Source organism: Rhizobium sp. R339 (assembly GCF_002211395.1).
Taxonomy (GTDB): domain Bacteria; phylum Pseudomonadota; class Alphaproteobacteria; order Rhizobiales; family Rhizobiaceae; genus Rhizobium.
This window is the reverse complement of the sequence record NZ_LOKV01000026.1, coordinates 269,678-284,133: the sequence shown is the minus strand read 5'-3', so window position 1 is coordinate 284,133 and position 14,456 is coordinate 269,678. Positions and strand designations below refer to the sequence as shown.

Genomic DNA, 14,456 nt, shown 5'->3' with positions numbered 1-14,456 from the left:
AAGGGCCGCGCGAAGGCGGCCCTTGTCGAATATCGGAACGGCAACTTACCGGTGGCGCCGCAGCACATGCACCTCGGCGCTCGGCTTGTGGTGGCCGGGCGGCAGCGTGAAGTTGCCGAGCTGGCGGTCCATTTCGAGAGCCTCCGACGCCAGCCGGTGGATCGCCGCTGTCGTCTCCTCGACCATCGAGGCGTTCTGCTGCGTCATTGCGTCGAGCTCGGCAACGGCACTGTTGATCTCGCGGAGCGTATTCGCTTCTTCACGGGTCGATTCCATGATCTCGTTGATCTTGCCGTTGATCGCCTCGACATGGCCGCCAATGCCCGTCAGCGCAGCGCCCGCTTTTTCCACAAGCGACACGCCGCTTTCCACTTCATGCGTCGATTTCTGCAGCAGGCTGGAGATTTCCTTGGCCGCGCTCGACGAACGCTGGGCGAGCTCGCGCACTTCCATGGCGACGACGGCGAAGCCTTTGCCGGATTCACCGGCGCGCGCCGCCTCGACGCCTGCGTTCAGCGCCAGAAGATTGGTCTGGAAGGCGATATCGTCGATGACGGAGATGATTGTGTTGATCTGGCGCGACGAGGCCTGGATCGCCTCCATCGCCGCGATCGTCTCGCGCATGATCTGGCCGGAGCCTGTCGTCTCCTTCTTGGCGTCGCGGGCGATGCGTTCGGCCTGTTCGGCCCGCTCGATCTGCCGGCGGACGGACTGGGTGATGGCGCTGATCGCATTCGCCGTCTCGGTGATCGAGCCGGCCTGGCGCTCGGTGCGCCCGGCAAGCTCGTCGGCGCCGGTGCGCATCTCCTCGGAGCCGGCGCGTACCGCCATCGAGTTGCCGCCGATCGCCGTCATGGTTTCGCTGAGCGTCGCGAGCGCCTCGTTGAAATTGACGCGCAGGCTTTCGAGCTCGTTCGGGAAGCGGGTATCGATCTGGTAGGCGAGATCGCCATTCGCCAGATGATGCAGGCCCTCGTCGAGCGCCTCGACCACCTGCTGCAGCGACTTCGCCTCGGCCTCGCGCTCGGCAAGGTTCTGCTGGCGGTCCTGCTCGGCCTGCAGGCGCGTCTCTTCGCTCGCCGCCTCGAGTTCGCGGCCTTCGATCAGCGACTGGCGGAAGCGGGCGAGCGCTTTCGCCATCGTGCCGATCTCGTCCTTGCGGTTCAGGCTGCCGATCTCGCTGTCGAGCTTGCCGCCGGCAACATCGCGGGTGATGCCGGCCAGCCGGGCGAGCGGCGAAAACAGGAAGTTGGTGACGAGCCCCGTCGCAACCGCCATGACGACGAGCACGCCGACGCCGATCATCGTCAGCAAGGCGGCGATCTCGATCGAGCCGGCATTGAGCTCGCTCAATAGCACGCTCTCGACCACGAGGAAGCGGTCGCCGCGATAGTCGATGCCGCGGACATAGGCGCGGGCCGCGCCATCCGCCCGGTCGAAATCAGCCACCGTCATCGCCGAACTGGCAAGTGCGTCCTTGATGAAGGTGAAAGGTGCCGCATCGAGCGTCGCAAGCCTGCCGCTCGCATCGAGGCCGACAGCGGATCCATCGGCGGAGACGATCGCCGCCCGCGCCGTGCTGCCCTGGATGATGCCCTTGGCAAGAATGCTGGTGACGATGTCCTCGCGCACCTTGAACAGGATGATGCCTTTGGCCGCTCCGAGCTTGACGATCGGCACGGCATAGAAGATCGCCGATGTGCCGCTGGCGGCATCGACGCGCAGGCCCGAAAACCCTGTCGGCGCAGCATCATCGGTCGCCTTGGCGGTATTTTCGATCGCCTTGGCGAAGGCGATGCCGGCGCCGGTCGTCTTCCAGGCGTCCGATTTCAGGTTTTCCGCGAAGTCGTCTTCCTTCTTGTAGGAATAGAGGACGGAACCGTCGAGATCGGCGATCAGGAGATCGCTGAAGGCAGTATCCTCGAGGTCGCGGGCGACTTCGCTCTGCGTCTTCTCATGGTTCGAATAATAGAAGCCGCTCGGCCCTTCCGGCTTCATCAGCTTCTCGCGCTGGTCGGCCGGGTTGGGATTGTCGGTGATGAAAACCTTCTTCAGCTCGGCGCGGGCATTGCCCGAGGTCTTCTCGATCGTCTTCCAGCCGCTCTTCAGGCTGGTGATCGACATCTGCAGCGCCTCGATGCGCGCGATGGAATTGGCCTGGTTCTCAAGCTGCGCCAACTGGTCCTGCAACATGTCGCCGCGGAAGATCAGCACGCTTTCCTTGGCCTTCAGCGCCTGCTCGTCGGAGATGCGGCTGCTGGCGAAATAGGCGAGCACATCGATCACCGCGATCGACAGCACGGTCATCAGGATGAATGTGGCAATGACCTTGAAGGACAGGGATTGAAATCTCTGAGCCATATACAACGAACCCTTCCGAACGGCGCCGCCCCTGCCGGCTGGCCTATCAACAGAACATCGGGAGCTTAATCTTTGCGGGATGAAGCTCCTCTCACATTCGATGAACTAGAATTCAGGCATCTCTTTTAATTCGCGGTAAATGGCGCGCCCTAAAACCATGGGTGTTTTTGTTTTGTTCACTTATCGATGGCACTTATTTCGCAATCGCTATAGGTTGAACCATGCAAAATACGATTCGCATCATCGGCATCGATCCCGGCCTTCGCCGCACCGGCTGGGGAATCATAGATACATTGGGTAATTCACTGAAGTTCGTGGCGTCAGGCACGGTGACCTCAGATGGCGAGATGGACCTTGCCTCCCGCCTCTGCCAGTTGCATGACGGGCTTGCCGAGATCGTCCACGCTTACAAGCCGGATGAAGCTGCCGTCGAACAGACCTTCGTCAACAAGGACGCGGTGGCGACCCTTAAGCTCGGCCAGGCCCGCGGCATCGCCATGCTGGTGCCGGCGCGCGCCGGATTGCCGGTCTCCGAATATGCCCCGAACGCGGTGAAGAAGGCGGTCATCGGCGTCGGCCATGGCGAAAAACAGCAGATTCACATGATGCTGAAGATCCTGATGCCGAAGGTCGAATTCAAGGGCGATGACGCCGCCGACGCCTTGGCGATCGCCATTTGCCATGCCCACAATCGCGGCGGCACCAGAATGCGCCAGGCACTGGCCAGCTAATTTGTTCTTGACTTGTTCCAATTCAATGATAAGTAATACCTAAGAGGTATTACCATGCGTGTGACCGAAAAAGGTCAAGTGACCATTCCCAAGGACATCAGGGACCGTTTGAAGATCGGGCCAGGATCCGAAGTGGATTTCATTGCCGACGAAAGAGGTGCCCGTCTCGTCGTTCTATCCAGCCGCACGAAACCGTCGCAGGACGATTTTGAATCCTGGCTCGGCAGCATGAGCGGGACCCTCGACACCAGCGGCATGACCTCCGATGAATTCATGGAATGGTTGAGGGGACCACGCGATGACCTCGGTCCTCGTTGATACGAATGTCTTCATCGATATCTTCGGTCCGGATAATCCCTTCAGGGAATGGTCCACACGCGCCTTGAGCGCGTTGCGGCCGGATTCGCAATTCATCATGACGCCGGTCGTGTGGGCGGAACTGGCAAGCGTGAGCCCGCGCGAGGAAACTCTGGTCTTTCTCCTGTCGCGGTTAAATCTGGTCCGTGAGGCCCTGCCGTTCTCCGCAGCTTATCGAGCAGGCATGGCGCATGCGCAATACCGAAGAAGCGGCGGCCTGCGCGAGCGCACCCTACCGGATTTCTTCATCGGAGCGCATGCCCTCGTTCGATCGCACCGGCTCCTGACGCGCGATAGCGCGCGATACCGTTCCTACTTCCCTGATTTGGACATCATTTCCCCCGAAACGCACCCCTGAGAGACCGCGACCATGATCGGCAAGCTGAAAGGCACCATAGACGAGATCGGCGAAGACTATGTGCTCGTCGATGTGCACGGCGTCTGCTACGTCGCTTATTGCTCGGCCCGCACCCTGTCCAAGCTTGGCTCGGCCGGCGAAGCCTGTGTGCTCTTCATCGAGACCTATGTGCGCGAGGATCAGTTGAAGCTCTTCGGCTTTATGAGCGCCTTGGAGCGGGAATGGTTCAACTTGCTGCAGAGCGTCCAGGGCGTCGGCGCCAAGGTGGCGCTCGCCGTGCTCTCGACGCTGACGCCGGGCGAACTCGCCAATGCGATCGCCCTGCAGGACCGCGCCGCCGTCTCTCGCGCACCGGGCGTCGGCCCGAAAGTGGCGATGCGCCTCGTCACCGAACTGAAGAACCGAGCGCCGGCCTATGCCGGGGAAGCGATCAATATCGCCCTCAAGCAGGAACTCGGCGAAGGTGTCGCCGCCGCACCGGTTGCCGATGCGGTGTCCGCATTGACCAACCTCGGCTACAGCAGGGACCAGGCGGCAAATGCCGTTGCCGCGGCCATGAAGACGGCCGGCGAAGGAGCCGACAGTGCCAAGCTGATCCGGCTGGGATTGAAGGAATTGGCGCGGTGAAGACCGGAAACCCGATGATTGGATGTCGAGGCAGACGATTTTTGGTGTATTGCTGTGACAGGTTTCAAAACGGAATGAAAGCATGAGCGAACCCGCCCGCCTGATATCGCCGGAAAAGCGGGGCGAAGATCTCGACATCACCCTGCGCCCGCAATCGCTGAACGAGTTCACCGGCCAGGCGGAAGCCCGCGCCAATCTCAAGATCTTCATCGAAGCGGCGAAGAACCGCGGCGAGGCGCTCGACCACGTGCTCTTCGTCGGCCCGCCCGGCCTCGGCAAGACGACGCTCGCACAGATCATGGCGAAGGAACTCGGCGTCAATTTCCGCTCGACGTCGGGTCCCGTCATTGCCAAGGCCGGCGATCTCGCCGCGCTGCTGACCAATCTCGAGGAGCGCGACGTGCTCTTCATCGACGAGATCCATCGCCTCAACCCGGCCGTTGAGGAAATCCTCTATCCAGCCATGGAGGATTTCCAGCTCGACCTCATCATCGGCGAAGGCCCTGCCGCCCGTTCGGTGAAGATCGACTTGTCGAGATTCACCCTGGTGGCCGCAACCACCCGTCTCGGCCTGTTGACGACGCCGTTGCGCGACCGCTTCGGCATTCCGGTGCGGCTCAGCTTCTATACCGTCGAGGAGCTGGAACTGATCGTGCGCCGCGGCGCGCGGCTGATGAACCTGCCGATGACCGAAGAGGGCGCCCGCGAGATCGCCAGACGCGCCCGCGGCACGCCGCGCATTGCCGGCCGGCTGCTGCGGCGCGTGCGCGACTTCGCCGAGGTGGCAAGAGCCGAGGCCGTCACCCGCGAGATCGCCGACGAGGCGCTGACGCGGCTGCTCGTCGACAATGTCGGCTTCGACCAGCTCGACAAGCGTTACCTTAACATGATCGCCGTCAATTTCGGCGGCGGCCCGGTCGGTATCGAAACCATCGCCGCCGGTCTTTCCGAGCCGCGCGACGCAATCGAGGATATTATCGAGCCTTATATGATCCAGCAGGGTTTCATTCAGCGCACGCCGCGCGGCCGTGTTCTGACCGCAATCGCGTGGAAACATCTCGGAATGCAACCGCCCAAGGAAATGGAGGCTGCGCAGTTCCGGCTGTTTCAGGAGGACGACTGAGTGATTACCCGCCGCGGATTCTTCAAGGTTCTTGGCGGCGGTATCGCAGGCGTCATGTCGCTCGGCGGTTACGCCTTCGCCTATGAACCGCTGGCAAGGCTCGGCATAGCCCGCTACCGGCTGACGCCGCCCGGATGGACACCGGGGCTGAAGCTCCGCGTCGTCGCGCTCGCCGATATCCATGCCTGCGAACCCTGGATGTCGGCAAACCGCATCACCGCGATCTGCCGCAGGGCCAATGAACTCGAAGGTGACGTCACCGTCCTGCTTGGCGATTACGCCGCCGGCATGAATATGGTGACCCAATATGTGCATTCGAGCCAATGGTCCAAGGCGCTCGCCACCTTGCAGGCCCCACTTGGCGTCCACGCGATCATGGGCAATCACGATTGGTGGGAAGACAGGACCGCCCAGAAGAACGGCGGGATGGAAACCTTCGGACACCGGGCGCTCGCCGGCGTCGGAATTCCGGTCTATGGCAATCGCGCAGTCCGGCTCGAGAAGGATGGCCATGGCTTCTGGCTTGCGGGGCTGGAAGATCAGCTGGCGCTGCTGCCCGGCCGGAAGTGGGGCCGCACGCGCATGCTCGGCCTGGACGATCTCGACGGAACCATGGCCCAGGTCACCGACAACGCACCCGTCATCCTGCTTGCCCATGAGCCCGATATCTTTCCGCGCGTGCCAGAGCGCGTCTCGCTGACGCTGTCGGGCCACACGCATGGCGGACAGATCCGCTTTCTCGGCCGTTCGCCGATCGTGCCCTCGCGCTACGGCAATCGCTACGCCTATGGCCACATCGTCGAAGAGGGGCGTAATATCATCATCTCCGGCGGCCTCGGCTGCTCCATTGCACCGGTCCGCTTCGGCGTGCCGCCGGAAATCGTCGTGATCGATCTCGGATAGAATGACATGATCAAGCGCACTCCCATCCGCCTGACTGCGGGCGCGGCGCGTTTCAACCACCGCATTGCCGGCCTCGGCTTTCGCGATGGGCACGTGCTCGTCCATCGCGCCGTGCACGAGCCCTTCTGGACCTTTCCGGGCGGCAGGGCGGAAATCGGCGAAACGTCGGATGAAACGCTGAAGCGGGAGATGATGGAGGAACTCGGCGTCGCCGTCACCATCTCCCGCCTGCTCTGGGTCGTCGAGAACTTTTTCCACTACGAACAGCGTGACTGGCATGAGCTCGGCTTCTACTATCTGATGGAAATCCCACCGGAATTTCCCTTTCGGCCGCACGAAATCATCCATCGCGTCGAAGACGGTGACAACCATCTCGAATTCAAATGGGTGTCGGCAACGCGCACAGCCCTGACCGCGCTCGACATTCCGCCCTATTTTATCGCCGAGGAAATCGAGAACCTGCCCGTAGCCCCCCGTCATCTCGTCTGGCACGACGGCAATCTCGATGATTGACGCAGACATTCCGGAAGCGCTTGAAGAGGAGATGCGCCGATGCCGACCTTCGATCCTGTCAGGTCATTTCGCAAGCTTGCCTACAACAACGCCCTTGCCAACCGCCGTCTGCTCCAGGCCTGCGCGGCCTTGAAGCCCGGCGAATTCGAAGCGCCTCGCACGAGCTTCTTTCCCTCGATCAAGGAAACCCTGAACCACATCATTACGGTCGACTGGTTCTATGTCGATGGCATGGAAGGCGGCACGCTCGGGTTTCAGGCCTTCGAGGTCGACGAACCCTTCGACGACGTCGAGACACTGGCGCAAGCGCAGGCAAAGGTCGACCAGCGCCTGATCGATCTTTGCGAAACCCTGACGCCGGAAAGGTTGATCTCGATCGTCAGTCTCCATCGGGGCGACCGCATCCAGGAAGAGCGGATGGACGATGTGCTCGCCCACCTGTTCCAGCATCAGACCCATCATCGCGGCCAGGTCCATGCGATGCTTGCCGGCACCAGCGTCGCCCCGCCGCAGCTTGACGAATTCATCGTCGCCGACGATGCACGATTTCGCGGCGAGGAACTTGCCGGGCTCGGCTGGAGAGAGGAAACGCTGATGCGTTAATTCTGCAGCCGTTTTTTCAGCCCGTCGATGATCGTCCTGGTGAGAAGATCGTAATTCTCGTCGAAGTGATGGTCGCCGGGCAATTCGACGACTTCTGCGCCGCTCTCCTTAACTGCCGGACAAGCGACATCATCATCGTCATCCTTGCCGTAGATGCATTGCACCAGCTTCGGGTCGATGTTCTTCAGATCGGCGACGGGATCGCCTCCCGCCCCTTCCGTCTTCTGGCCCAGCCAGCCGAGAACGGAGATGACGTAATCGACCTGGTGCGAGAGCGACAGCAGCGACAGCTGCACCACCGAGGACTTCTCGGCCGGCTTGAGGAGCTGATAGGTCGCGGGCACGACATCGGCGCCGAAAGAGTAGCCGACGAGCAGCACGTGCTTCACCTTCCACTGCTTGCGGTAGAAATCGATGATCTTCGAAAGATCGCTGGCGGTTTCTTCCGGCTTGCGCTCCGACCAGAAATAATGAAGTGAATCGACGCCGACGACGGGAATGCCTTCCTTCTGCAGCGTGCCGCCGACCTCCTTGTCGATGTCGCGCCAGCCGCCGTCGCCTGAATAGATTATCGCCATCGTGTCGAAGGCGGGCGTCGCTTCGAGCACCGCCAGCGGCAGGCCGAGTGGGTTGCCGAAGGCGCCGGAGGCGGTGACCAGATCGTCGAGCGTATCGGCAAACACCGTCTGCGAATCGTCGGCGGTGTCGCGGATCTCCATCGCCGAATGGATCTTCTTCAGCGCTTCGGCATGCACTCTGCCATCCTTGTCGGCATTGGGCGTGAAGACGGTGACGATCGGATCCGGCAGGGCGCCGTCGCTGAGGCCATACATGATGCGCTGGCCGACGACCTGCTTGGAAGCTGGCGTGCAAAGCTCCTTGGCAAGCGGGATGCCGGCCTTCGGATCGACGGCAAGCGTCTGGCCGATCGTCGCATCCGGCGTCTGCGCCGCGATCGCCAGCGCCAAGGCCCCGCCCTCGCCGATGCCGGCGACGATCGGCAGATGATAGGCGTTGTTGCCGGTCGCGCGCTGCACCTGCTGGCTCAGCGATTCGATGTCAGAGACCATGTAGATGCAGCCGTCATTGAGGCTGACGTCGTAGCGGCTGAGTGCCTGGATATAGGAGGGAAAGTCGACGCCGATGACGACGGCGCCTTCGGAGACCAGCCTGTCGGCCTCGCCCTTCTCATAGTCGCCCCAGCCGGCGGCATCCGAGATCAGCATGACCGTGCCCTTCACCTCGCCTTCCGGCAGGAAGATGTGCGGCGACGGGATGAGGCCGGTTTCGAAGCTCTGCGTGGTCTCTTCGGCGGCGCTCGCCGGTGCGGCCGCGAGCATGCAGGCGCATGCCGTGACAAGAAGGATTGTCCTGATCATTTTCTCACTACCCCCTTCAATCCGCCCCCGATCAGAAAAGTCGCGTCCATCAACGCGATCATCGGATTGCCTCCTCCGGAAACTGCAAGATAGCGCGGTTGCCAGTGCGGATGAAACTTGGATTTGAATGCCCGAAGGCCTTTGAAGTTATAGAAACGCTCGCCGTGCTCGAAGACGGTGCTGCCGATGCGGTCCCAGACGGGCGCCGCCTCGCGTTTCGACATGCCGGAGAGAGGCGCCATGCCGAGATTGAAATGGGAAAAACCCTGATTGCGCAGATATTCCATGATCTGCACGAAGAGAAAGTCCATCGACCCCTTCGGCGCGTCCGGCGAGAAGCGCATGAGATCGATGGTGCCCTCCTCCCTGGAATCGGTAACCAGGACATTGGCGAAGGCGACGATCTTGCCGTCCTTCTTCAGGATGCCGACCGGCTGGGAGGCAACATAATCGGGATCGAAGGAACCGAGCGAGAAACCCTTTTCCTTGGCGTTATGATGTTCGAGCCAGGCCGTGGAAACGGCGGCGAGATCATCGATGATGCCGGGCACATCCTGCGGTTCGACGACCGCGAATTCCAACCCGTCGCGCTGGGCGCGGCTCGCCGTCTGGCGAAGGTTCGCCCATTTGCCGCCCTTCATTTCGAAAGCCCGGAGATCGGCCACCGCCAGTTCGCCGAGCTTGAAGGCGCGCAGGCCGGCATCGGCGCAATGGGAAAGCAGCCCCGGCGAGATCTGGTAGAAGACGGCGCGGCAGCCGGCGGCGCGCGCCGCTTCGACGAAACGCCAGACCAGCTCCTGCACGGCGCGATGATCGCCGATCGGATCGAACAGCGCGATCCATGAGCGGCCCTGCCGGCCGTACATGATGAAGGCGTCGCCCTTTTCCGAGAACATGATGCTCTTGTCGCCCATGCGCACCAGATTGGCGTCGGCATTGCCCTGCTTGCCGACGATCTCGACGGCACGCGCCAGCGCCTCTTCCGTCGCCGGTTCCGGCCGGAAGGCCGCCGGCCGCAGCAGGCTGAAAATGGCAATCGCCGAGGAGATGATGGTGATGCCGAGCAAGGCGCGCAAACCGCGCGGCGCTTCAGCGGTGAATTCGAACTGCCACCACAGCTGGTTGCTGTATTCGACGTCGCGATAGACGAAAAGCAGGATGACGACGGCGCCGACGATGATGACAGCGATCGCCATCAGCCAGGACGCCGTCATCGCCTGGTTGAGCAGCGATGCGTGCCGGGTGAAGAGCCGGCGGCTGACGAAGAGCCCGAAGATGAGGAAAGCGAGGAAGGCCGCTTCAACAAGCGCGATTGCCTTCAGGAGCGACAAGGTCAGCGCGGCGACGGCCGAGAACACGGCCACCCACCAGGCGCCGTCGAGCCGCTGGCCGAGGCCGCGCGCGGCGACGATAAGCGCGAGCCCGAGCAGGCTGGAGAGGAAGTGCGCGCCTTCGACCATCGGCAGCGGCAAGTAGTTGGAGAGGAATTCGAGGTTCTGATCCGGCGTCGGCGTAACGCTCGAAAACACCAGCATGACGCCGAGCAGCAGAGCCAGAGCAGAAAGCAGCTGCGGCATCAGCCGCCCGCCGATGCGCCGCATGCTGGAGGCGGCCGGGTGATCGACGAAACGGCGCAGTTCCGCCGCCGAGACGGCGAGCACGGCGATCAAGAGCGGCAGCACGTGGTAGATCAGCCGGTAAAGCACCAGCGACCCGAGCACGGCATCGATGTTCACCGCGCTGCCGAGCGAAGCGATGATCACCGTCTCGAACACGCCGAGCCCGGCCGGAACGTGGCTGAGCACGCCGAGACCGACGGCAATCGCGTAGACGGCAAGGAAGACCGGCCAGCCGATCGCGGTCTGCGGCAGAAGCACGTAGAGAACCGAGGCCGAGGCGGCGATATCGAAGGCGGTGACGAGGAACTGTCGCGACCATGTCCGCGAATCCGGCAGGCGGATCGTGACCGCGCCGAGATCGAGCACGCGGCCGTCACGGCCGATGATCATCACCACTCCGAGAACGGCGACGATCGAGCCGGCGATCAGCCGGAGAAGGAAGGCACTGACGCCGACCAGCGGCCCGATCTGATCGGCGATGATGATGAGGGCGATGGCCGCGACCCCGGCCAGCCCCAGGCCGAAGGAGAGGGTGACGAAGGCGATGATCCGGCCGATATCCTCGGGCGAAAGCCCAAGGCGCGTATAGGCGCGATAGCGGATCGCGCCGCCCGACAGCGCGCCGAAGCCGGCGGTGTTGCCGACCGCATAGGCGCTGAACGCCGTCAGCGCCACATGCGGAAAGGGCAGCCTCTTGCCGATGTAGTCGATGGCATTGAGGTCGTAGAAGATCAGTGCAAGGAAACTGAGCGCCGTGAAGAACAGCGCCAGCAGGATCGCGCTCGGCCTGGTCGCCGCCAGCGCGGCGACGACGTCGTCATAGCGTACCTCGTTGGTGAGCTGCATGATTGCGTAACCGACGAGGCAGAAGACCACCAGTGTCGCAGCTGCCGTCAGCGGCGTCCTGTAACGCCTGAAAAGTCCGCGAAAGGAAAACCCCTCCGCCTCTTCCATCTCTTCCAAATTGCCGTGCCCCGACATCTCTTACCTGCGCAATTTCCAGCCCTGCGGGAATCATTTTCAAAGACGTAGCATGGGAGGCATATAAGCTGCATGAAGCAAATGCCGTCGCACCCCCAGCCCGCCGCCTGCGCCTCCATCATCCTCAATTGGGGCGAATTTGCGCAGGCGAGCCCGGTGGATACATTGCATTTTCGTAAGCTTGCGCAGAGCCTTGCGAGCGATGATGCGGGTTTGAGAAGCGAGAGAAGGATTAGACATGCAGAATGACCTGGCCTTCCTGATCCTCATCCTCGGCAGATTGCTGCTCGGCGGCTTTTTCGTTGCCGCCGGCATCCATCATTTTTCGTTATAGTGCCGGTAAGCGACGCCATCGAAGCCCGAGGCGTCCCTTTTGCGAAATGGGTGCTGCTGGCAGGCAGCCTCTTCCAAATCGCCGCCGGTCTCCTGCTGATGCTCGGTCTCTATGTCGCCCCGGCAGCGTTCGGCCTCATCATCTTCACGCTTGCCGCTTCCGTGATGCTGCTGAATTTCTGGGACATGCGGGAAACGGCGCGTGACAGCGCCATCAACAGCTGGAAGAGCAACATGGCGATCATCGGCGGCCTGCTGATCGCAGCCGCGGGAGCAATGTAAGGCGATTTATGCGGCCGGCTCGCCGCCTGCTCGCGCCTGCGCGGCATAACGCGCCACGGCGGCTTCCACTTCCGCGTCCCGGTCGCCCGCCACCTGCACCGTCGGCACCGCGAATTCGATGCCGTTTTCCCTGAAGGCATTGCGGATCATCGCCAGCGCGTTGCGGCGGATGACGAATTGCTCGCCGGGTTTCGTCATCATCGACAGCCGGATCTCGATCGCGAACTCGCCGAATTGCTCGACGCCCTTCATCTTCAGCGTCTCGATGATATGCGGGCCATATTCCGGATTTTCGAGCAGCGTCTGGCCGATCTGCTTGATCACCTTCTTCGCCTTGACGAGATCGGTGTCGTATTTGACGTTGAGGCTGATCTTGTCGATCGTCCAGTCGCGGTTGAGGTTCTTCACCGCGCCGAGTTCACCGAAGGGCACGGTCGTCAGCGGTCCGCGATGATGCCTGAGCTTCACCGAGCGGAGGCTGAAGGCCTCGACCACGCCCTTGTGGCTGCCGCTTTCGATATATTCGCCGACGCGGAAGGCATCGTCCCAGAGATAGAACATGCCGCTGATGACGTCCTTGACGATCGTCTGCGCGCCGAAACCGACCGCGACGCCGACGACGCCGGCGCCGGCAATCAGCGGCCCGATCTCGATGCCGAGGCCCGAAAGCACCATCAGCACGGCGATGACGGCAATCACCACGGCGAGGATATTGCGGAAGATCGGCAGGAGCGTCTGTATCCGCGCCCGCTTGGCCTTCTCCTCGTCCGTCTCGGTGCCGTCCAGCGGTGAGTCGAGCAGCTTGCCGTCGATATAGGCCTTGACGACGTGCCAGAGCAGATCGGCCGCCAGCAGGATGACGATGCCGCCGATGAGACCGCGCGCGATCTTGTCGAGCATCCTGTCGCCGGCGGCCATCGTGTCGGCGCCGACGCCGAGCATACGCCCGAGCCAGATGGCGGCCAGCGCGATGATCAGCGCCCGCACGCCGCGATCGAGCAGCACGGCCGCAATGCGGCGCGTGGCCAGGAAGCTCGCTTCGGTCTGCTGCAGCGATTTCACCGCGAGCGTCGAGACGGCGAGCACGCGCGGCAGCAGCAGTACATATATACCGAGCCAGAGCAGCCCGTTGAAACCTGCGACCCACAACCCCCAGAGCAGCAGGAAATAGACGGTGAGTGCCCAGGAGATTCCGTGACCGCGCTTCTCGTCCTTGTGCGGGCGCGACCAGACCGCCTCGATCGCGATCAGCAGCAGCCCGATGCCGAGGATGTAGCCGACGACGAGCCGGGCGCTCGGCGTATAGCCGAGCGGCATCATCGACTGGATCACGGCCCAGCCGAATGCGAAATAAATGACGAAGGTCGCGCAGCGGCGGTACCAGAAGAGTGCCACGGCCCGCCCCGGCATGGTCGGTGCGGTGACGCCCTGCCGCTCTTCATCGGCCCGCGCCAGCCCGATGAGATCGACCAGAACGCCGCCGAGGCAGATAGTGAAACGCTGGACGATGAGCGCGACGACGCAGACGATCGCGATACTCTGGCTGAGCGGCGGCCAGTTGAGGCTGAGAAGCGTGAGCACCGTTGCACCCGCAAAGATCAGCGCCGGGATGACGCGCGGCGCCAGATGCATGCCCGCCATCGCGGCCAGCCGGTGACGGCGGCGCCGGAACACATAACGGGCGATGCTTTCGACGATCGCACCGAGCAGAAAGATCGCCAGGAATTGGGCCGTCATGCGCGCCCGGCCGGCGGCGGCGATCTCACCGAAAAGCAGTGAGGACGCATTGCCGATCTGCGAGGGCAGCGTCATTGCGGCATCGGAGACCATCGAGACATGCCGGCGGGAATGCTGCAGCAGACCCGATAGAACCGACATCTGGTTCTCTGCCGCCGTGTCGGCCGCAGGCGCCGCCGCCATCTGCGTCGACATCCACTGCTTGACCTCGGGCGTTTGCATGAGCTGCATCATCTCACGCACTTGCGCCGGCGGGACGGACGCGGCCGGCGCCTGTGCCTGTGCTGCCTGGGCGAAGCCAGGCGAAACCAGGCCCAAAAACATAATGAATGCCAGCACGCCCGATATGGCGCCCCTCAAGACCCCTGCCCTGTCACGTTCCATATCTGCCCTCAATGGAGTGCCGTCCGCCCCGATGAAGCAGCTTCGACATTTCTCCTTGCAGCAATGGATACCCGCGAGCGTGGCCGCCAGCAAGCGGTAGGGAAACCATACCGATGGCTAGGAAAGGCCGATGTCGCCGCCGCCCCGAAACCAGGCATACGTCCA

General features: G+C 62.6%; 12 protein-coding genes and 1 pseudogene. 9 read left to right on the top strand and 4 right to left on the bottom strand.

What is annotated here, in order from left to right:
* Nucleotides 1–45: 45 nt before the first annotated feature.
* On the bottom strand, nucleotides 46–2,361 hold the full coding sequence (locus ATY76_RS28310; protein WP_088677962.1) for a methyl-accepting chemotaxis protein: 2,316 nt from the start codon (nucleotides 2,359–2,361) through the stop codon (nucleotides 46–48).
* 221 nt (nucleotides 2,362–2,582) lie between these two features.
* Between ATY76_RS28310 and ruvC the strand changes: the two genes are divergently transcribed.
* The 8 genes from ruvC to ATY76_RS28270 all read left to right on the top strand — a co-directional run bounded on the left by ruvC (nucleotide 2,583) and on the right by ATY76_RS28270 (nucleotide 7,576).
* Nucleotides 2,583–3,092 carry a crossover junction endodeoxyribonuclease RuvC gene (gene ruvC, locus ATY76_RS28305; protein WP_088677961.1) on the top strand — a complete coding sequence of 170 codons (510 nt, stop codon included), beginning with the start codon at nucleotides 2,583–2,585 and terminating at the stop codon, nucleotides 3,090–3,092.
* A 54-nt stretch (nucleotides 3,093–3,146) separates the two neighbouring features.
* On the top strand, nucleotides 3,147–3,410 hold the full coding sequence (locus ATY76_RS28300; protein ID WP_088677960.1) for an AbrB/MazE/SpoVT family DNA-binding domain-containing protein: 264 nt from the start codon (nucleotides 3,147–3,149) through the stop codon (nucleotides 3,408–3,410).
* Nucleotides 3,391–3,807 carry a type II toxin-antitoxin system VapC family toxin gene (locus tag ATY76_RS28295; protein ID WP_088677959.1) on the top strand — a complete coding sequence of 139 codons (417 nt, stop codon included), beginning with the start codon at nucleotides 3,391–3,393 and terminating at the stop codon, nucleotides 3,805–3,807. The genes ATY76_RS28300 and ATY76_RS28295 overlap by 20 nt, the downstream gene beginning before the upstream one ends.
* Before the next feature lie 12 nt (nucleotides 3,808–3,819).
* Nucleotides 3,820–4,434 carry a Holliday junction branch migration protein RuvA gene (gene ruvA / locus ATY76_RS28290; RefSeq protein ID WP_088677958.1) on the top strand — a complete coding sequence of 205 codons (615 nt, stop codon included), beginning with the start codon at nucleotides 3,820–3,822 and terminating at the stop codon, nucleotides 4,432–4,434.
* An 82-nt stretch (nucleotides 4,435–4,516) separates the two neighbouring features.
* Nucleotides 4,517–5,557 carry a Holliday junction branch migration DNA helicase RuvB gene (gene ruvB / locus ATY76_RS28285; protein WP_088677957.1) on the top strand — a complete coding sequence of 347 codons (1,041 nt, stop codon included), beginning with the start codon at nucleotides 4,517–4,519 and terminating at the stop codon, nucleotides 5,555–5,557.
* Nucleotides 5,558–6,460 carry a metallophosphoesterase gene (locus tag ATY76_RS28280; RefSeq protein ID WP_088677956.1) on the top strand — a complete coding sequence of 301 codons (903 nt, stop codon included), beginning with the start codon at nucleotides 5,558–5,560 and terminating at the stop codon, nucleotides 6,458–6,460.
* A gap of 6 nt (nucleotides 6,461–6,466) precedes the next feature.
* Nucleotides 6,467–6,973, top strand: coding sequence for an NUDIX hydrolase (locus ATY76_RS28275; RefSeq protein WP_088677955.1), 507 nt, complete (start codon nucleotides 6,467–6,469; stop codon nucleotides 6,971–6,973).
* Between the two features lie 39 nt (nucleotides 6,974–7,012).
* The gene (locus tag ATY76_RS28270) at nucleotides 7,013–7,576 is read left to right on the top strand and encodes a DinB family protein (protein WP_088677954.1); all 564 of its coding nucleotides are present in this window, start codon (nucleotides 7,013–7,015) and stop codon (nucleotides 7,574–7,576) included.
* On the opposite strand, the gene ATY76_RS28265 is transcribed toward ATY76_RS28270, so the two are convergent.
* On the bottom strand, nucleotides 7,573–8,955 hold the full coding sequence (locus ATY76_RS28265) for an AcvB/VirJ family lysyl-phosphatidylglycerol hydrolase (protein ID WP_088677953.1): 1,383 nt from the start codon (nucleotides 8,953–8,955) through the stop codon (nucleotides 7,573–7,575). The two genes, ATY76_RS28270 and ATY76_RS28265, sit on opposite strands and share 4 nt — an antisense overlap.
* A complete protein-coding gene (mprF, locus tag ATY76_RS28260; RefSeq protein ID WP_088677952.1) occupies nucleotides 8,952–11,555 on the bottom strand; it encodes a bifunctional lysylphosphatidylglycerol flippase/synthetase MprF in 2,604 nt (867 codons plus the stop codon). The genes ATY76_RS28265 and mprF overlap by 4 nt, the downstream gene beginning before the upstream one ends.
* Before the next feature lie 238 nt (nucleotides 11,556–11,793).
* On the opposite strand from mprF, the pseudogene ATY76_RS28255 reads away from it, so the two are divergent.
* Nucleotides 11,794–12,170: pseudogene (locus ATY76_RS28255) on the top strand (DoxX family membrane protein).
* A gap of 6 nt (nucleotides 12,171–12,176) precedes the next feature.
* Here ATY76_RS28255 and ATY76_RS28250 read toward each other — a convergent pair.
* A complete protein-coding gene (locus ATY76_RS28250; RefSeq protein WP_088677951.1) occupies nucleotides 12,177–14,291 on the bottom strand; it encodes a mechanosensitive ion channel family protein in 2,115 nt (704 codons plus the stop codon).
* Nucleotides 14,292–14,456 lie beyond the last annotated feature (165 nt).